The organism is Pseudomonas sp. 7SR1, assembly GCF_900156465.1.
GTDB lineage: Bacteria > Pseudomonadota > Gammaproteobacteria > Pseudomonadales > Pseudomonadaceae > Aquipseudomonas.
This window is the reverse complement of record NZ_LT707064.1, coordinates 5,276,985-5,295,322: the sequence shown is the minus strand read 5'-3', so window position 1 is coordinate 5,295,322 and position 18,338 is coordinate 5,276,985. Positions and strand designations below refer to the sequence as shown.

Annotated in this window: 15 protein-coding genes and 1 pseudogene; 14 read left to right on the top strand and 2 right to left on the bottom strand. The window is 59.8% G+C overall.

What is annotated here, in order from left to right; all coding sequences use genetic code 11:
* Positions 1 to 26: 26 nt before the first annotated feature.
* The 14 genes and pseudogenes from BW992_RS23220 to BW992_RS23155 all read left to right on the top strand — a co-directional run bounded on the left by BW992_RS23220 (position 27) and on the right by BW992_RS23155 (position 14,672).
* Positions 27 to 644 carry a glutathione S-transferase family protein gene (locus BW992_RS23220; protein WP_076407178.1) on the top strand — a complete coding sequence of 206 codons (618 nt, stop codon included), beginning with the start codon at positions 27 to 29 and terminating at the stop codon, positions 642 to 644.
* A gap of 29 nt (positions 645 to 673) precedes the next feature.
* Complete coding sequence (locus tag BW992_RS23215) at positions 674 to 2,197, top strand: anthranilate synthase component I family protein (protein WP_072394500.1); 1,524 nt, start codon at positions 674 to 676, stop codon at positions 2,195 to 2,197.
* Complete coding sequence (locus BW992_RS23210) at positions 2,178 to 2,780, top strand: anthranilate synthase component II (protein ID WP_072394803.1); 603 nt, start codon at positions 2,178 to 2,180, stop codon at positions 2,778 to 2,780. The genes BW992_RS23215 and BW992_RS23210 overlap by 20 nt, the downstream gene beginning before the upstream one ends.
* Before the next feature lie 431 nt (positions 2,781 to 3,211).
* Entirely contained in the window at positions 3,212 to 4,465 is a 1,254-nt protein-coding gene (locus tag BW992_RS23205; RefSeq protein WP_076407177.1) for an HD-GYP domain-containing protein, read from the top strand.
* Between the two features lie 817 nt (positions 4,466 to 5,282).
* A pseudogene (locus tag BW992_RS27645) lies at positions 5,283 to 5,885 on the top strand (methyl-accepting chemotaxis protein); the annotation flags it as partial.
* 10 nt (positions 5,886 to 5,895) lie between these two features.
* Complete coding sequence (locus tag BW992_RS23195) at positions 5,896 to 6,264, top strand: response regulator (RefSeq protein ID WP_072394506.1); 369 nt, start codon at positions 5,896 to 5,898, stop codon at positions 6,262 to 6,264.
* Positions 6,265 to 6,295: 31 nt separating this feature from the next.
* Positions 6,296 to 6,613: an STAS domain-containing protein gene (locus BW992_RS23190; protein WP_072394509.1), complete on the top strand. Its 318-nt coding sequence runs from the start codon at positions 6,296 to 6,298 to the stop codon at positions 6,611 to 6,613.
* 16 nt (positions 6,614 to 6,629) lie between these two features.
* On the top strand, positions 6,630 to 8,759 hold the full coding sequence (locus tag BW992_RS23185; RefSeq protein ID WP_072394511.1) for a chemotaxis protein CheA: 2,130 nt from the start codon (positions 6,630 to 6,632) through the stop codon (positions 8,757 to 8,759).
* A gap of 734 nt (positions 8,760 to 9,493) precedes the next feature.
* A complete protein-coding gene (locus tag BW992_RS23180) occupies positions 9,494 to 11,170 on the top strand; it encodes a methyl-accepting chemotaxis protein (protein ID WP_442961966.1) in 1,677 nt (558 codons plus the stop codon).
* Between the two features lie 3 nt (positions 11,171 to 11,173).
* Positions 11,174 to 11,686: a chemotaxis protein CheW gene (locus BW992_RS23175; protein WP_072394515.1), complete on the top strand. Its 513-nt coding sequence runs from the start codon at positions 11,174 to 11,176 to the stop codon at positions 11,684 to 11,686.
* Between the two features lie 74 nt (positions 11,687 to 11,760).
* Positions 11,761 to 12,285, top strand: a complete 525-nt coding sequence (locus BW992_RS23170; RefSeq protein ID WP_072458468.1) for a chemotaxis protein CheW — start codon at positions 11,761 to 11,763, stop codon at positions 12,283 to 12,285.
* On the top strand, positions 12,282 to 13,085 hold the full coding sequence (locus BW992_RS23165) for a CheR family methyltransferase (RefSeq protein WP_072394520.1): 804 nt from the start codon (positions 12,282 to 12,284) through the stop codon (positions 13,083 to 13,085). The genes BW992_RS23170 and BW992_RS23165 overlap by 4 nt, the downstream gene beginning before the upstream one ends.
* Before the next feature lies 1 nt (position 13,086).
* On the top strand, positions 13,087 to 13,599 hold the full coding sequence (locus tag BW992_RS23160; protein ID WP_072394523.1) for a chemotaxis protein CheD: 513 nt from the start codon (positions 13,087 to 13,089) through the stop codon (positions 13,597 to 13,599).
* The gene (locus BW992_RS23155; protein WP_072394524.1) at positions 13,596 to 14,672 is read left to right on the top strand and encodes a protein-glutamate methylesterase/protein-glutamine glutaminase; all 1,077 of its coding nucleotides are present in this window, start codon (positions 13,596 to 13,598) and stop codon (positions 14,670 to 14,672) included. The genes BW992_RS23160 and BW992_RS23155 overlap by 4 nt, the downstream gene beginning before the upstream one ends.
* A gap of 9 nt (positions 14,673 to 14,681) precedes the next feature.
* Here BW992_RS23155 and BW992_RS23150 read toward each other — a convergent pair whose 3' ends face one another.
* Entirely contained in the window at positions 14,682 to 15,311 is a 630-nt protein-coding gene (locus tag BW992_RS23150; protein WP_072394525.1) for a response regulator, read from the bottom strand.
* Complete coding sequence (locus tag BW992_RS23145) at positions 15,308 to 18,292, bottom strand: sensor histidine kinase (protein WP_231991089.1); 2,985 nt, start codon at positions 18,290 to 18,292, stop codon at positions 15,308 to 15,310. The genes BW992_RS23150 and BW992_RS23145 overlap by 4 nt, the downstream gene beginning before the upstream one ends.
* Positions 18,293 to 18,338 lie beyond the last annotated feature (46 nt).

Here is an 18,338-nt window from a genome sequence, read left to right as displayed (position 1 = left end):
AAGTTCTAACAACTCAGGAGAAAGATATGAAACTGGTTGGCATGATGGGATCCCCTTATGTTCGGCGCGTGGCCATTTCGATGCGCCTGATGGACTTGAGCCATGAACACAAGCAGATCTCGGTATTTCGCGACACTGAAGAGTTTCGCGCCATCAATCCCGTCATCAAGGCACCGACGTTGATTCTCGATGACGGTGAAATGATCACGGACTCTTCGATGGTGATTGATTATCTGGAGTCGCTGGTCGGCCCGGAACTCAGTTTGCTGCCAAAAGACCCGAAACAGTATCGCAAGGTGCTGTCGCTCATCGGACTAGGCCTGGCCGTGTGTGAGAAAGCGGTGACGCTCGAATATGAATACAACAAGCCGAAGGCGTTTCACTATGAACCCTGGCAAACCCGTATTACCGAACAACTGAGTGCCGCGCTGGAACTTCTGGACCAAGCAGCAGCGAACAAACGCGATGCTCACTGGCTGGCAACGGAACAGATATCCCAAGCTGACGTGACGGTAGCCGCCGCCTGGCGTTTCACGCAGTTTCGTGTGCCGCATCTGGTCGATGTCGAAAAATATGCCGCGCTCGCTGCGTATTCCGAACAGATCGAGAAACTTCCGGCGTTTGCTGCTACCCCGCTCAAATAAGCGCCGGGTGATGCTCAGGAGACACAGGGATGTTGAGTCTGGAAGATTTTTTTGCGTTCGGTGAAGCCGGGTACACCTATATACCGCTGTGGCAAAGCCTGCCGTTGCCGGTCGGCGTCGAAGCGCTTTCGCTGTACCAGGCGCTAGCCAATTGCGGGCAGGATTATCTGTTCGAAACCGGGCACTGGCACGACGGTGTGTTCGAGCAGGCGTATTCAGTGATCGGCTTGCCGTGCAATGAGCGTATTGAACTGGATGAAGGTGTCGTGCGCCGTTACTGCAACGACCAATTGTCGACGCGGATTGACTGCGAAGATCCACTGGCGGAACTGGCCCGGCTGCAAAAGCACTTTCGCGTACCGGATTGTCCCGGCCTGCCACCGTTCAGCGGTGGGCTGTTCGGCTACTTCGGGTTCGAAACGACCCGGCTGATTGAGCCACGCCTGCGCCGTGTACCCCGCAAGCCTTCCGGTTTTCATCTCCCTGACGTCTTGCAACTGATCAGCACCGATGTAGTGGTGTTCGACCACCGCGAACGGCTGGCCTGGTGCATCGTGCATGAAAGCTCGAAAACGTTGGGCGACTATCAGAGTGGCATGGATCGGCTCAATCGTCTGGTTGCCAATGTGCGGCCCCTGTTGGTAGCACCGGCACCTTGCGCGCATGTGGCCGAGGTGACTGTTCCCGCCGCCGAATCTGCCTTCCCGCAACCTGCGTTCATCGAAGCGGTGGCGCGGATCAAGGACTACATTGCCGCAGGCGATGTAATGCAGGTGGTATTGTCCCAGCGCATGAGCCTGCCTTTCGAGGAGGATGCCGTGGCGCTGTATCGCTCCCTGTCGGATCTGGGGCAAACACCGTACCGGTACTTGTTGAATCTGGGGGATTGCCAGGTGGTTGGCGCTTCTCCGGAAATGCTGTTCCGCCAGCAGGAGCAAACGGTGACGACGCGGCCCATGGCCGGCACTCGGCGGCGAGGCAGCGTGGTGGCCGAGGACAACCGTCTCAGAGAAGAGCTGCTTGCCGATCCCAAGGAGATCGCCGAACACATGATGCTGGTCGATCTGTCGCGAAACGACCTCGGGCGGTTGGCCAATACAGGCAGTGTGCAGGTAAGCCAGTTGCTCAAAGTGGAATACTTCTCCCACGTCATGCACATCGTCTCGACGGTCACCGGCCAGATAGCCGACGACGTCAGTGGTCTGGAACTGTTCAAAAGCATTTTCCCGGCCGGCACGCTCAGCGGCGCATCGAAGGTGCGTGCGCTTGAGATCATCGCCGAACTTGAGCCGCATGCACGCGGGGTATACGGCGGTGCCATCGGTTATCTGGACTGGAACGGTCGCGCCGATCTGGCGATCACCATTCGCACCGGGCTGCTCAAGGATGCGCGACTTTATGTGCAAGCCGGCGCCGGCGTTGTGCAGGATTCAGTCGCCGAACGCGAGTGGCAGGAAACCATCGAGAAAAGCCAGTTGATGCGGGTTGCGGCGGGCCGCTGCCAAACACTGGCCCAACGTCAGGAGGTGGCCTATGCACTTAATGATCGATAACTACGATTCGTTCACCTACAACATCGTGCAGTACCTGGGCATGCTCGGTGCCGATGTCGAGGTGCGGCGCAACGATCAGATCACCCTGGCAGAAATGGAAGCACTGCAACCGCAGTCGCTGATTGTCTCGCCGGGGCCGTGTTCGCCTGCCGAGGCGGGTATTTCGCTGGCCGCCATCAAACACTTTGCGGGCCGCTTGCCGATACTGGGTATCTGCCTGGGCCATCAATGCATCACTGCTGCGTTTGGCGGAGAGGTACGCAGGGCGCGAGAGGTGCTGCACGGCAAGGTGTCGCGCATCCGTCACGACAGCCGTGACTTGTTCGACGGTTTGCCTGACTGTCTGGAAGTGGCGCGGTATCACTCGCTCGTGGCCGGCGCTTTGCCCGGCGAACTGGTGGCTACGGCCCATGCGCTGGATGAAAACGGCCAGCCTGGCGAAATCATGGCGCTGCGACATCGTGAGCTGCCGATCTATGGTCTGCAGTTTCACCCCGAGTCAGTGATGACGCAGCAAGGGCTGGATATGTTGGGCAATTATCTGCAACTGGTCGAGGGTCGCATCGCCGGGCTGGCGATCTAAGCCGGTTGCCATGGACGGGACTTTGGCTCGTTTTCGTTTTCCCAGCGTTGCAGATTCTGTTCAAGTAACTCATGTGGGAGGGCGCTGGCGTCAAGGCCGACTCAAAACGCGATTAGTGCATCTGTCCGCGTAACGCGGGCAGGTGACAAGTGTAGTGGTCTAATGAAACCTGACTTCGGTCTCTTTTCAGCGCGCAATTTGAGAGGGGCCCTCCCCAGCAGTACTTCGAAACTATCGTAGGAAAATCCCTACGGGCGCATCCGTGATTCCTAGCCCTAAATAAGATTGCTCCGATTATTTGGTTGGTGGCTCATAGCTATCATTCAAGGGCCAGGGCGGCATCTTGATGCCTATCCAAGCCATATCACGCTTGGTCATCGCATTCGGACAATTCAGGGAGGGCGGTTGCGGACAGAGAGGGGATCTGGATCGTGCTGAAACATATCGGTGTGGCCGATCTTTGCGTAGGAATGTTTGTCCAGGAGCTAACCGGTTCCTGTATGGAGCGTCCGTTCTGGAACAATAGCTTTCTCATCCAGAATGAAGAGGTACTGGAAAAGATCCTTGTTCCGGGCATCGTTGGGGCATGGATCGACCTGTCCAAGGGGGTGGACGTACAGGTTTCTGCGTGTGCTGAAACCAATGCGCAAGCGGGGCAAGGCGGACAGCAGCCCTCATGTGCGTCGGACCGATCTTGCGCACAAGCCGTCTGCCCACGTCCGAGGGCGGCAATGAGCGAAGAGTTGTCAAGGGCGGCCGAACTTTGTTCCAGCTCCAAGGCCGCGGTCATGGAGATGTTCGGCGAGCTACGGATGGGGCGGATCGTTCAGTTGGATCGTGTCACGGACATGGTGGGTGAGATATCCGAGTCCCTGTTACGCCATCCTGACGCACTGCTCAGTCTGGTGCGCCTCAAAACTGCCGACGAATATACCTACATGCATTCCGTAGCCGTCTGCGGGTTGATGATTGGTCTGGCACGCCAGTTGGATCTACCGCCGCTCCTGGTAGAAGAGGCCGGTCTGGCTGGCTTGCTGCATGACGTGGGCAAAATGGCGATACCTGCGGCCATCCTGGCCAAGCCACTTCCTTTGAATGACAACGAACACACGACGATGCGCACCCACCCTGAGGCTGGAGCCAGGATGCTGGGGCAAAGTAGGTACTTCACTGACCGGGTGCTGGACGTTTGTCTGCATCACCATGAGAAAGTGGACGGCAGCGGCTACCCCCATAAATTATGCGGAACCCAGATCAGCCTGTTCGCGCGCATGGCAGCCGTCTGTGATGTGTATGATGCCGTGACGTCTGACCGACCTTATCGAGATCGCTGGTGCCCCGCTGAATCGATTCGGAAAATGGCCGGATGGACAGGGCACTTCGATCAGAAAGTGTTTCACGCCTTCGTCAAATGCATTGGTATCTATCCGGTGGGCGCGTTGGTACGACTCCAAAGCGACAGGTTGGCGGTGGTCATGGAACAGCATCACGAATGTTTGCTCACGCCCATGGTGAAGGTTTTCTTCTCGGCGTCGAGTCGCACACCGCTGCCGCCCGAATGCATTGATCTGGCCTGTGGGCAGGACAGGATAGTCAGCTTCGAGTCGGAGAAAACCTGGGGTTTGAAGAACCTCGAAGCGCTCTGGGGCGCCAAGGTGCAAGGCCGCGAGACGCGCTTTGGCTAACGCGGTACGAACCTGGGTTTCCTTGCCAGCGCTTGTCGCTGGTTTTTTTCTTCCGGAGTGTCCGGGGCGCGTAGGAATTCTCCTACGGCGCAACCGCAATCCTTAGTGGTAAATCAGGATGCTCCGATAGTTTCATTGCTATTACTTGGCCATCATCTCTTCAGGCCAACAGAACCGGGCATCCCAAGGCTGGATGTTCTTGCGCCGGATCCCGCCGGATCCGCACTGAACTGGAGAGATGAAGGTGAAAGGACAGGTAGATTCTTCCCCCCTGATCTTGATGCTGCCTGCGGGTTTGACGGCAGCGCTCGGTTGCGCCGCGATACTGATCAGCGCGGACCTCACCCCTGCAAGCGCAGTCAGTTGCGCTTTTGTCCTGCTGGGCTCGCTGTTCATGGGCATGTGGAACAAGCGCTTAGTGAGTACCCGTTTGCACGCCCAGCAAGGCGATCTGCCAGGTCACCTTCCGCTGGCCGTTTCACCCGATGAAGGATTGGGTGAGGTCTGTGCGCAGGTGCTGCCGATCTGGAGCCACCAGATCGATGCGGCGCGCATCCTCAGCGAGGAGTCGATCCTCAAGCTCAGTCACCGCTTCGCGACGCTGTCGGGGGAGATCAGTGCTTCCGCGTCCCAGGGCGCAGGCCAGAATTCGGGCGCACGTCTGCTGGATATCCTTGAAGTCGGTCAGCGGGACCTGGATTCGATCATGGTTGCCCTGCGTGACGCGCTTTTGCGCAAGGAGTCGGAACTCAAGGAGGTCTTGCTCCTTTCTGACTTCACCTCGCAGTTGCAGGAAATGGCCAAGTTCGTCGGGGATATTGCCCAGCAGACCAATCTGCTGGCGCTCAACGCCGCCATTGAAGCGGCGCGGGCGGGGGATGCCGGACGTGGCTTCGCGGTGGTGGCCGATGAAGTGCGCAAACTGTCGAGTCTATCCGGCGAGACGGGGCAGAAAATCAGTGAAACGGTGAACACCGTCAACGCTGCGATCTCTCGCACCGTCGAGCTTTCCCGGCATCAGGCGCAGCAGGATTCACACACCCTGGCTCACTCCGAGCAACTGGTGTCCCAGGTGATCGAGCACTTTCGGCATAACGCCCAGGCCATTGTCGATACCAGCAGCAGTCTTCAGCAGCAAAGCGAAAACGTTGCGACCGAGATATCGGGGGTACTGGTCGCCCTGCAGTTCCAGGACCGGGTCGGCCAGATGCTTTCTTTGGTCAACAACGATCTTTGCAAACTGCATGCGCATATCGCCGAACGCCAGCAACTGGCCCTTGCCGGCGGAACACCTGCCCCGATCATCGCCGAGAGCTGGCTCGAGCAATTGGCAAGCACCTACACGATGCCTGAACAACACGCGATCCATCACGGTAAGCCTGTGGTGAGCAGCCCTTCATCCGAGATCACTTTTTTCTAGGGAGTTTCCCATGAGCAAAACCATCCTGATTGTCGATGACTCTGCTTCCATTCGCCAAGTGGTGAGCATCACGTTGAAGGGCGCAGGTTACGAGGTCATCGAAGGTGTCGACGGTCGCGACGCCCTGACCAAGCTCGACGGCCGCAAGATCCACCTGATCGTCAGTGACGTGAACATGCCGAACATGGACGGCCTGAGTTTCATCAAGGCCGCCAAACTGCTGCCGGCCTACAAGTTCACGCCAGTGATCATGCTGACCACCGAAACCGCAGAGGCCATGAAACAGCAGGGCCAGGCCGTCGGTGCCAAGGCTTGGATGGTCAAGCCCTTCCAGCCGGCCCAGATGCTGGGTGCCGTCTCCAAACTGATCATGCCTTAGCGCCGCCAGAGTCCCTGGAAAGGAGGTTGTCATGACAAACACCACGGCTTGTCTGCGTCGGATCCTGGTGCTCGAGGGTCCCCTGACCATCTACACCGCCGCTGAACGCAAGGACCTGTTGCTGGAACTGTTTCCCTTGGCCCATGAAGTCGAAATGGATCTTGGGGGTGTGGACGAAATCGATACCGCCGGACTCCAGCTATTGGTGCTGATCAAGCAGGCGTCACTGAGCCACGGCTCCAGCCTGCTGCTGAGCAATCCCAGCACAGCGGTGCTTGATGCACTGGATATGAGCGGGTTGCACAGCTTTTTCGACGAGTCGGCCACGCCTCGTCAGCAGAGAGGTTGAAACCATGAGTTCGCCCATGAATCTGGACGATGTGCTACAGACCTTCATCGCCGAAAGCCAGGAGCTTCTGCTCCTGATGGAAGACGCGCTGCTGCAGATCGAACAGGCCCCGGATGATGCCGACACCATCAACGCGTTGTTTCGCGTCGCACACACCATCAAAGGGTCTGCCGGCCTGTTTGGCTTCACGCCGATCGTGGCCTTTACCCATGTCGCGGAAAGCGTACTGGATCGGGTCCGCGGACATGAGCTGCGGGTGGACGAGTCGCTCAGCGCGTTGTTCCTCGAAGTGCGGGACCACTTGTGCACGCTCATTGAATTGCTTGCCAGCCACGGCGACCTGCAAGGCATGACAGCAGAGCACGAGCGGCAGGGAGCGGCATTGGTCGAGCGTCTCGACCGCTACCTGGAGCACTGTCCGGAACCGGTGCAGTGCCTGGCAACGGTCGAACCGCCGCAATCGGCTTGCGTCGCGCGTTGGCATGTGTCCCTTCGCCTGTGTCCCGACGTTTTGCGCAACGGCATGGATCCGCTGTCATTGCTGCGCTACCTCAACAGCTTCGGGCAAATCAGCGCTGTCGTGTGTATCACCGAGGGCATGCCGGATATCGCGGCAATGGATCCGGAAACCTGTTACCTGGGGTTTGAGCTGGGGTTCGTCAGTGATGCCGACCAGGCCACCATCGAAGGGGCCTTCGACTTCGTTCGCGAGGGCAGCCGGATCTGCGTGTTGCCATGCAACGGCGACCTGGCCGGTTTCCGGGCCTTGATCGGCCGTCTCGATGCTGAGCCCGATGCCATGGTCGAGGCCTTCGTCGCCTGCGGTTCCGTCACCCGTGAAGCCTGGCTGGCCAGTTCGTCTTCTGGCGAGTCGACGGTCGTTGCGGTGGCCCCCGAGGTGCCAGACCAGATGGCGCGCGATGACGCGACCAAGAGCCGGGGGGCAAAAGAGGCCCGTCCGGCCGAAGGTAATCTGATTCGGGTCGACGCCGGCAAACTGGATCAATTGATCAACCTGGTGGGCGAGCTGATCATCGCCGGCGCTGGCGCCAACCTGGGGGCCATCCAGAGCGGCATCGGCGAGTTGATTGAAGCGACCAGCTCGCTCTCGCGCCTTGTCGAGGAGGTGCGCGACTGTGCCCTGACCCTGCGAATGGTGCAGATCGGTGCCACGTTCAACCGCTTCCAGCGGGTGGTGCGCGATGTCTCCAAGGAGCTGGGCAAGGACATCGCCTTGCACGTCTTTGGCGCCGAGACCGAGCTGGACAAGACGGTGGTCGAGCGCATCGGCGATCCCCTGACCCATCTGGTGCGCAACGCCATGGACCATGGAATCGAAGCCTCCCATGTGCGTCGTGAACGTGGCAAGCCAGAGCAGGGTACGGTTCGCCTCAACGCCTATCACGAGGCCAACAGCATCGTCATTGAAGTCAGTGACGACGGTGGCGGCCTGAACAAGCAACGCATCCTGGCCAAGGCGATGGAGCGCGGCCTGGTTGCCGAAGGGCAACAGCTGGCCGACGGCGACATTCTCAATCTGATTTTCGAGCCAGGCTTTTCCACCGCCGATCAGGTCAGCAACCTGTCCGGGCGCGGCGTGGGGATGGATGTCGTCAAACGGAACATCGTCGCGCTGCGCGGCTCGGTCAATCTGGAAAGCGAAGAGGGCGTGGGCACCACGGTGCGTATCCGCCTGCCGCTGACCCTGGCCATCATCGATGGTTTTCTGATCGGAGTCGGCAACGCTTCTTACGTCGTGCCCCTGGACCTGGTCGAGGAGTGCATCGAGCTGTCGACCGATGACGGCGACAACCAGGAATTCCTCGACCTGCGAGGTGCGGTGCTTCCGGTGCTGCGTCTGCGCGAGATGTTCGCCATCGATGAGCCCAACCATGGCCGTGAAAACATCGTGGTGGTGCATTACGCGGGGATGCGGGTAGGCCTGGTCGTCGATCAATTGCTGGGGGAGTTCCAGACGGTGATCAAGCCGCTGGGCAAGATTTTCGGTACAGCTCACGGACTGGGCGGCTTCACCATCCTGGGGAACGGAGCGGTAGCGTTGATCCTGGATATTCCCAAACTACTCGGGCAAGTCGCCAGCCAGCAGAAGCACGGTACGACCCTCAGCCCTGAATTGACTCAATAGTGTTCCCTGGAGTACAGCTCATGACCGTTAAAAAGAATATCTCGCTGCTGGTCGCCTCAGCTCTGTTGGGCATCCTGATCCTCGTCAGTCTCAGTCTCTATCTGATGGGTGGGGTCAGGAGCACCGCCAGCTATGCACAAGTCAACACTGTGCCCAGCCTGCAGTTGCTGGATCATGTGGCCCTGGCCCTGGCGCAGAGCCACAGTCGCCAATGGCAGAGCCTGTCCGGACCTGTCGGCGGTTCCCAGCAAAGTGACAGGGAGTCGGTACTCCAGGCACTCGATCGGTACCAGAAAGAGTTCGTCTCCGACGATCGTGACGCCACGCTGCTCAGCGCCTTGCGCAGCACAGTCAACGAATACAACCGGGGGGCGGAACGTTTCGACAATGCCCTCAGGAGCGCGGCCCCTGAAGCCCGTAGTCTGCTGCTCGACCTGGACGTGACACGTGAAAAGGTGACTTCGGCCCTGGGCGATATCCGCCAGCACAACCTGGACCTGGGGGAAAAAAATGCAGCGATTGCGGCATCGACCGAACAGACGGCGATCTACAGCATTGCCTTGGTCGGTGGTGCTACCTTGCTGGCCATCGGCTTGATCGGCTTCTTCCTGGTGCGCCGGCTGCTTCACACATTGGGTGGCGAGCCCGACGATGTACGCCGGCTGGCGGAGCGGTTCGTGGCCGGGCAGCTGGATGTGCAAGGCAGTGGCAACGGCCTTGAGCGTACCGGACTGATGGGGTCCATGGACCGCCTGAGCGGGACCTTGAACCAGTTGATCAGCGATATGAACAGCATGTCCGCGGAGCACGACAAAGGCGACATCGACGTGCAGATCGATGCGGCACGCTTCGCTGGCAGCTATGGGCTGATGGCCCAAGGCATCAACGATATGGTCGCCGGGCATATCAACGTCAAGAAGCAAGCCATGGCCTGCATCAAATCGATCAGCGAGGGCGATCTGCAGGCGCCCCTGCAAGCCTTCCCCGGCAAGAAGGCGTTCATTAACGTCACCGTCGAACATCTGCGCAGCACCATCATGGCGTTGATCGAAGAGATGCGTCACATGTCGGACGAGCATGAGAAAGGCGACATCGATGTGCACATCGACGTACAGCGATTCCAAGGCTCCTACCGTCAGATCGCCCAAGGCATCAACGACATGGTCGATGGCCATATCAGCGTGAAAAAACAGGCCATGGCTTGCATACGCTCTTTCGGCGAAGGCGACCTGTCGGCGCCCCTGGCCCAGTTCCCCGGCAAAAAAGCCTTTATCAACGACAATATCGAGCAACTGCGCAGCAACATCCAGGCGCTGATCGAAGACACCCAGATGCTCAGCGAGAATGCGGTAGTCGGTCGGCTCGATACCCGTGCGGACAGTACTCGCCACCAAGGGGATTTCCGCCGCATCGTGGCGGGGATCAACAGCACGCTGGACTCGATCGTCGCGCCCCTCAGCGAGGCGATGGAGGTCATGATGGCCCTGTCCGGTGGTGACCTGACCCGCAGCGTCAAGGGTGATTACCAGGGCAGCCTGCAAGACCTGAAGAATGCGGTCAACGAAACGGTGAGCAAACTCTCGCAGATCATTGGCGAGGTTCGCAGTTCCGCCGATTCGCTGTCCAGCGCTTCGGAAGAGATCTCCGCCACGGCCCAGAGCATCAGCCAATCGGCTTCGGTGCAGGCGGCGTCGGTCGAAGAAACGTCAGCGTCGATGGAACAGATGTCGGCGTCGATCTCGCAGAACACCGAGAACGCCAAAGTGACCGATGGCATGGCCGGCAAGGCGAGCAAGGAAGCGAGCGAGGGTGGGCAGGCCGTCAAGGACACCGTCTCGGCCATGAAAACCATCGCGGAGAAGATCGGGATCGTCGATTCGATTGCCTATCAGACCAATCTGCTGGCGCTCAACGCGGCCATCGAAGCGGCCCGTGCCGGCGAGCATGGCAAGGGCTTCGCGGTTGTCGCCGCTGAGGTGCGCAAGCTCGCCGAACGCAGCCAGGTCGCGGCGCAGGAAATCGGCCAGGTGGCCAAAAGCAGTGTTGCCCTGGCTGAACGGGCCGGCAACCTGCTGGATGAGATCGTGCCCTCGATCACCAAGACCTCCGATCTGGTCCAGGAGATCGCGGCGGCATCCGAAGAGCAATCCATCGGCTCCGAGCAGATCAATACCGCCATGTCGCAGATGAGCCAGATCACTCAGCAAAACGCCTCGGCCTCCGAAGAGCTGGCCGCCACCGCCGAGGAAATGAGCAGCCAGGCCGAACAGCTACAGGAGTTGATGGGCTTTTTCACCTTGCAGGGGCGGGTGGCGGTGTCTGCCGTACCACGGGCCTCTGCTACCGGTCTGGGCGGCCTGCAAAGCAGCGAGCATGCCCAGGAAGGCGGTTTCATTCGCTTCGGGAGTTGAGACATGGACGCTGCAGCCTTGAGCCATTTCGAGTACGTGCCGCAGAGTCCGTGCGACAGCGAACTCCTGCAATTGCTGACGTTCGTGTCCGCCAGGGAGGTCTATGCAATCGATACCTTGTGCGTGCGCGAGATCATCGAATACGGCCAGGTGACGAGCGTACCGATGATGCCCGATTTCATCCGCGGGGTGATCAATCTCCGCGGTTCGGTGGTCCCGGTGATCGATCTGCAGGCGCGCTTCAGCAAGGGCGCCACGCAGCGAGGCAGCAGGACCTGCATCGTTATCCTGGAACTGACCCAGGAAGGCGAACCCCACGTACTGGGCATTGTCGTCGACTCGGTGAGCGAGGTGATCGAAATCGAACTGGCGGACGTCAAGGCCGCGCCGGCGATCGGAAACCGGATCCGTGAAGACTTCATTCGAGGGATGGTCAAGGTACGAGGGGCGTTCCTGACTGTGCTTCAGATCGACCAGGTGCTGTGTGTCCGTGAGATCGCCAGCCAATTGCATTGAGCCGTCGTGCTCAGGCGTGCCTACGTTGTCTTGAGAGGGGGCTGCCGCCTGCGGTGGGCCCCGAGGAGTGAACCATGTCCATATCTGCGTCGCGCCCATCGGCCCAAGGGACGGCAGCCCAGCAGTACCTGACCTTCAGCGTCGGCCAGGAGATGTTTGCGGTCGGTACCCCATGCGTCCGGGAGATTGTCGAATACGGTCCGATCACCCCGTTGCCGATGGCGCCGCAGAAGGTTCGCGGCATCATCAATCTGCGCGGGGCGGCCATTGCGGTGCTGGATCTCGGCCTGTGTTTCGGCGGGGCCCAGACCTTGGAAAATCCGCGCACCTGCATCGTCATGCTGGAGATCCACGGCAGCAGTGGCGCCGGCCTGGTGGGCATCATCGTGGACGCCGTCAGCGAAGTGCTGGAGATCCCGGCCGAACAGATCGAGCCGGCGCCGGCGCTCCAGGGACGCCTTAGTCCTGAATTCGTAGTGGGGGTCGGCAAGCTCAGTGATCGTTTTGTGTTGTTGCTGGACATCGAGCATCTGCTCAGTCGCAATGACTGGTCGGCACTCCTTGCTTCGAGCATCGATGAAGGCGGGTTGAAAGCATGAATGCCGTCCTATCAGACAACGAGTTCCAGCAGTTTCGGGCGATGATTCACGAGATTGCCGGAATCAGCCTGTCCGTTGCCAAGAAGCAGCTGGTCAGCGGCCGTTTGGCCAAGCGCCTGCAGTTTTTCAACTTGACCACCTACGGCAGCTATTACCGTTTGCTGATGAAGGACCAGGCCGAGTTGCAAATGGCGGTGGACCTGCTGACCACCAACGAGACCTATTTTTTTCGAGAACCCAAGCATTTCGATTTTCTGCGCAACGTGGTGCTCGCCGAGCTGCGTGGCAATGGCCCGGTGCGCATCTGGAGTGGTGCCTGCTCCACGGGGGAAGAACCCTACACCCTGGCCATGGTGCTGGCTGACAGTCTGGGCACCCGGCCATGGGAGATCCTCGCTTCCGATATCAGCAGCCGGGTACTGGAAAAAGCCCGGAGCGGACGCTACCCACTGGATGGTATCCGCGGTATTCCCGAGCCGCTGCTGAACAAGTACTGCCTGAAGGGCGTGGGCAGCAACAATGGCATCTTCATGGTCGACCGCGCGTTGGCGTCACGGATTACCTTCACGTCGATCAACTTGAACAACCCACTGCCTTCGGTGGGGCAGTTCGACTTGATCTTCCTGCGCAATGTGATGATCTATTTCGATAACCAGACCAAGTCCGAGGTGGTCAAGCGCTTGAGCAAGCATCTGCGGCCAGGGGGTTATTTCATCGTGAGTCACTCGGAAAGCCTGAATGGCATCAGCGACGAATTGCACCTGGTCAAACCCTCGATCTACCGCAAGCCGGACGCTTGAGATGGTTCAGGTGATCGAGTATTTCCTGCAGCCCGGCGACGTGGCGTTCGGAGGACGCCAGATGCGCTTGTGTACGGTGCTGGGGTCCTGTGTGGCCCTGGTGTTCTGGCACCCGCACCGCTTGTTGGGCGGCATGTGTCATTTCATGTTGCCTCGTCGGGGCGGCCGCGGCGCCGGACACCTGAACGGCCGTTACGCTACGGATGCCTTGGTGCTGTTGCTCGAATGCATCCATCGGGCGGGGGCCCGGCCCGAGCAGTTCGAAGTGAGTCTTTTCGGCGGGGCCGACATGTTTCCCGGAGTAGAGCGCGGTGACGCTACCGGGATCGGCCAGCAGAACGTCAATGCCGCCAGGCGCTTGATCCAGGACCATGGATTGCAGTGCCGGGCCTATCACGTAGGTGGCCGAGGGTATCGCCACCTGGTGTTCGATGTGGGCAGCGGACGCCTCCAACTCCATCATGCCGACTCGGTACGCAAGGTATTCGAATCGCCCAAGAGTAATCTCAGATGACGGCTATCAAGGTCTTGATCATTGATGATTCCGCAGTGGTGCGCCAGGTGTTGAGTGCGACCTTGAACCAGGCCAGCGGGATACAGGTTATCGACGTTGCCGTCGATCCGGTGTACGCCATGGAGAAGATGAACAGGCAATGGCCTGATGTCATCGTATTGGACGTCGAGATGCCACGAATGGACGGTATTACCTTCCTGAAAAAGCTGATGGCGCAGAAGCCTACGCCGGTGGTGATCTGTTCGACGCTCACAGAGAAGGGCGCCAAGACCACCTTGCAGGCATTGGCGGCCGGTGCAGTCAGTATCGTCACCAAGCCACAGTCCAACCTGCGACAGTTCCTGACTGAGAGTGCGGATGAACTGGTCCAGGCCGTCAGGGGCGCAGCGAAGGCCAACCTGCGGCGCAGGGTGGGTGCACGGACGCCTGCCGACGTACCGCCTCGGCTCAGTGCTGACGCTATCCTGTCCCCTGGGGCCGTGGCCATGGCGCGCACGACTGAAAGCATCGTGGCCATCGGTACTTCCACCGGCGGCACCCAGGCCCTGGAACAGGTTCTCCAGGGGCTGTCGCGGGTCTGTCCAGGCATTGTCGTGGTGCAGCACATGCCGGAGAAGTTTACCGCCGCCTTCGCCGAACGCCTCGATCATGTTTGCGAGATCGAGGTCCGCGAGGCGGTACAGGGCGACCGCATCATCCCCGGGCGTGCGCTGATTGCGCCGGGAGGCACTCACATGCTGGTCAAGCGCAGCGGTGCCCAGTACCAGGTGGATATTGTCCAGGGGCCTCCCGTCAGCCGGCATCGACCTTCGGTGGATGTACTCTTCCGTTCGGTCGCACGCAGCGCAGGTAGCAACGCCCTGGGCATCATCATGACAGGCATGGGGGACGATGGCGCTCGTGGCCTCAAGGAAATGCGCGATGCCGGCGCCAGGACCCTGGGCCAGGACGAAGAGTCTTGTGTGGTGTATGGAATGCCGCGCGAGGCGTTCAAGCTGGGCGCGGTCGAGCGCGAGCTGCCCCTGGAACAGATCGCTTCGGCCATCCTTGGCGTCCGCGGCCATCAGCCCTGATCAAGGTGTTCAGACCAGCCCTTCATTCAAGGCGTAGCGCACCAGGTCGGTGCTGGTGGCAAAGCACATCTTTTCCATCAGCCGAGTCTTGTGGGTGCTGACGGTCTTGTTGCTGATCACCAGCTGTTCGGCGATCTGGTTGACGCTCAGTCCTTGGGCCAGCATGCGCAGGATCTGGAACTCACGCGAGGTCAGGCTCTGCGAGGCGTTCTCGGGTGTCACGCCACTGCTTTGCAGTGCGATCTGCTCGGCCAGTTGTGGGTCGAGGTAACGTGCGCCGGTGCTCACCTTGCGGATCGCGGCCAACAGCGCTTCCGGGTCGCGGTCCTTGGTCATGTAGCCCGAGGCGCCGGCACGCAGGGCACGTTGGGCGATGTGGGCTTCATTGTGCATGCTCAGGATGAGCATCGGCAGTTTGGGGTAATGGGCATGGATACGGCTGATCAGATCCTCGCCACTCGAACCGGGCATGGTCATGTCGAGCAGGAGCACATCGATCTCGGTATGGCGCAACAGCTCCAGGACCTGGGCTCCGTTCTCCGCTTCCGCCACCACGCAGATGTCCTTTACCAGCGCGAACAATTGCTTGAGGCCTTCGCGCATGATCGTGTGATCGTCGGCCACCATTAAACGGATCATGAGTCGTGACTCCTTGAATCAGGTACGCGCAGTTGGACAGTGGTACCGCTGCCCGGGCTGCTGGATATGGTGGTAGTGCCTCCCAGGGTCAGGCCGCGTTCGCGCATTCCCAGCAAGCCGAGGGTCCGGGTTGATTGTTCGCGTTGCTCGAAGCCTTTGCCGTTGTCGGTGATCTCCAGTGACCAGCCGTTCTCGCCTTGCTCGAACGTGATATCGACCCGAGTGGCTTCGGCGTGTCGGGCGATATTGGTCAGCGACTCCTGGGCGATCCGAAATGCAGCGGTTGCGCTGGCATCGTCCAGATGGATTTTTTGCGCAGGAACCTGCAGGTTGCAGTCGATGCCCCATTGCTGCTTGAACGTGTCGGTCAGCCATTCCAATGACGCGACGATGCCCATGTTGAGGATGGAGGGGCGCAGGCTGGTGGAAATGTTCCTGACCACCTGCACCGTTTGGTCGATCAGTTGCAGCAGGCGTGCCACTTGTTCGCTGAGCTGGGGCAATTGCTCGCCGTACTGGAAGCGCAGCAGCGAAGTGCCCATGCGTATTGCCGTCAGATGTTGTCCGAGCTCATCGTGGATTTCCTGCGCAATGAGCTTGCGCTCCTCTTCCCGCGCACTTTCCCGACTGGACATCAACTGGCGCAGTTGCTTGTTGAGCGATGCCAGGCGCATTTCAGCCAGGCGCAACTGCGATATGTCGCGAACGACTGCCAGCACGGTGGCGATCTTTCCCTGGATGTCCTGCTCGGGTACGAGACTGATGTGATAGACGCGCTGCAGTCGATGCTGCTCGGTGAGCACAAATTCATGCTCCAGGGGCTGGCCCTTTTCCACGGCCTCGATCACGGCTGCATGGAATAACTGGCTTTGCAGGTTCTTCGGCAGGATCTCGAGCAGATCCTTGCGCAGCAAGTCGATTTGCGGGCGATCCAGCCAGGCTTCCAGGGCGGGATTGACGAACAGCAATTCTCCGGTTCGACTCAGTCGTGCAATACCATCCGGAGAGTTCTCGACCAGCGTGCCGATCTCCTGCTGCCGGGCCAGTTCGTTGCGCTGGGCCTCCAGGATGTCGGTAATGTTGCGAGCGATGCACACCAGGCGATGCAAGCGCCCATTTGAATCGGCTACGGGGACCAGGTTGAAGTGGACGACGAGTGAGCGCTGGCCGCAGGGCAGGTGGGCATCCAGCTCGATGGGGGCTCCCACGGCGATGCAGTGCAGGCAGATCGCCTCGACAATGCTTGCGGCTTCTTTTTCCAGGCACTGGCCCAACGACTGGCCGATCATGTCCGAATGATTTTTGCCGAGCATTTCGCACAGCTTTGGATTGGCCTCCAGGCAACTGAGTTGCTGCTCGGCATCCACGGCGAGCAGGCAAAGCATGTCTTGCGAATGGTCGAAGACTTCGCGGTAACGGCGTTCGCTCTGCGCCAGGTGGCTGTGGGCCGAGCAGCGCTCCCAGGCGATGGCAGCGATATGACTGGCCATTCGTGCATGTTTGCGGTCCTGCTCGCTCAGTTGGATGTCGCCAACGACGAACAACAGGATGACGCCCATGGTGCCGCCGGTCTTGTTGATCACCGGCTCAACCCAGCAACCTCGATAGCCTGCCTTCAAGGCGGGCCGGCTGAACGCGAGGCCCAGGGCATCGCTTTTCAAGTCAGCAATGAAGTGGTGGTGCCCGAACAGCTCGGGACGTCGATCAAGATCGTCGGCCAGGCAGCTTACGATCGAGGACGTATCCGTAGGAGGCGTGCCAGCGGAATCGTCGCCAGGTACAGCCTTGAACGCCATGGCGTTGTGCAACTCGGGGGTCAGAATATCCAGGTAGGCGCCGAGCAGGGGCAGCACCTCAAGGAGCGTGTCGTGGGTGACCATCTTCTGGAAAATGGCGGAGCGCGCATTCTCGGCGCGTTCCTGGCGGCGTAATGCGCTGATGTCCTGGGCGGTGACCAGCACCCCACACAGCTCCCCTGTTTCGTCATGCTCCGGGGTCAGGTTGCACAGGAAATCCATGGATCGACGGGAATGCGTGTCCTTGTTTTCCAGCAGGAACGTGTTCGCTACGCCGGTCGATAACGTGAGCTCTACCTGCGTGCGAAAGTACTCATCGAGCTGATTGGGCGTCGAGACGCGTTCGGTGATGTGAGTGTTGGGAAAACCTCGGGCGCGTTCAAGCTCGGGATTGGCATAGATCTGCTGTCCCAGCCGATTGTAGCGAAGGATGATGTTTTGTGAGCTTTGGGCCAGCGAGAGGTACTTCTGTTCGTTATTGAACAATGCCTGGCGCAAGGCGAGGTGCTCACTGATGTCTTCCAGCTGCGATACGAAGTAAAGCGCTTGGGCATCAGCGTTACGGGCGATGCCCAGGGTCAGGCGTGCCCACAGCGTGCTGCCATCTTTACGGATGTAGCGTTTTTCCAGGGTCAGGCTGGTGCGGTGCCCCTGGATGAGCCTTTGCAATTCATCCTTGCTGATATCGGCGTCGTCCGGGTGCGTCAGACGCTGGAAGGAGGTGGCACGAAGTTCTTCTTCGGTGTAGCCAAGCATCTGGCATAGCCTTCGGTTGGCGGCGATCCACTCACCGCTCATTCGCAACAACGCCAGGCCGGTGCCGGCAGAATGGAACGCCAGGCGGTAATCCTGTTCGGCAACGTGAACGGGTTCGGCGCGGCGGACTTTCACCAGATAGGTGGATTGTCGGGCCTTGTAGTCAAGGGTCACGCTCAGCGTGTCGCCGTTGGCCGACGTACTCTGGAAATACCAGTTCCCCTTGAGTCGCGCATGGGTCAGGTGCTGGTCAAATGTCAGCGGTCTGAGGGAAAAAAGCCCGGGCGAGGGCATCAGGGCGGCGACGCTCTCGCTTAGGCCCAGCAGCTGGCTGGCGCTGTCATCCATGATCAGCAGCGCCCCCTGTGCATCCAGCAACAGGACCCCCACATCCTCGGCATCCTGCGTGGACGGTGTTGCAATCGCCATGGCTGAGTCCATTCGCCCCGTCCTCTAGTGATCCGATCTAGAGCAT

Excerpts from the sequence above, each read along its gene's own strand:
- BW992_RS23220 (WP_076407178.1), top strand. The coding sequence starts at position 27 with ATGAAACTGGTTGGCATGATGGGATCCCCTTATGTTCGGCGCGTGGCC.
- BW992_RS23215 (WP_072394500.1), top strand. The coding sequence starts at position 674 with ATGTTGAGTCTGGAAGATTTTTTTGCGTTCGGTGAAGCCGGGTACACC.
- BW992_RS23210 (WP_072394803.1), top strand. The coding sequence starts at position 2,178 with ATGCACTTAATGATCGATAACTACGATTCGTTCACCTACAACATCGTG.
- BW992_RS23195 (WP_072394506.1), top strand. The coding sequence starts at position 5,896 with ATGAGCAAAACCATCCTGATTGTCGATGACTCTGCTTCCATTCGCCAA.
- BW992_RS23190 (WP_072394509.1), top strand. The coding sequence starts at position 6,296 with ATGACAAACACCACGGCTTGTCTGCGTCGGATCCTGGTGCTCGAGGGT.
- BW992_RS23185 (WP_072394511.1), top strand. The coding sequence starts at position 6,630 with ATGAATCTGGACGATGTGCTACAGACCTTCATCGCCGAAAGCCAGGAG.
- BW992_RS23180 (WP_442961966.1), top strand. The coding sequence starts at position 9,494 with ATGGGGTCCATGGACCGCCTGAGCGGGACCTTGAACCAGTTGATCAGC.
- BW992_RS23175 (WP_072394515.1), top strand. The coding sequence starts at position 11,174 with ATGGACGCTGCAGCCTTGAGCCATTTCGAGTACGTGCCGCAGAGTCCG.
- BW992_RS23170 (WP_072458468.1), top strand. The coding sequence starts at position 11,761 with ATGTCCATATCTGCGTCGCGCCCATCGGCCCAAGGGACGGCAGCCCAG.
- BW992_RS23165 (WP_072394520.1), top strand. The coding sequence starts at position 12,282 with ATGAATGCCGTCCTATCAGACAACGAGTTCCAGCAGTTTCGGGCGATG.
- BW992_RS23160 (WP_072394523.1), top strand. The coding sequence starts at position 13,087 with ATGGTTCAGGTGATCGAGTATTTCCTGCAGCCCGGCGACGTGGCGTTC.
- BW992_RS23155 (WP_072394524.1), top strand. The coding sequence starts at position 13,596 with ATGACGGCTATCAAGGTCTTGATCATTGATGATTCCGCAGTGGTGCGC.
- BW992_RS23150 (WP_072394525.1), bottom strand. The coding sequence starts at position 15,311 with ATGATCCGTTTAATGGTGGCCGACGATCACACGATCATGCGCGAAGGC.
- BW992_RS23145 (WP_231991089.1), bottom strand. The coding sequence starts at position 18,292 with ATGGCGATTGCAACACCGTCCACGCAGGATGCCGAGGATGTGGGGGTC.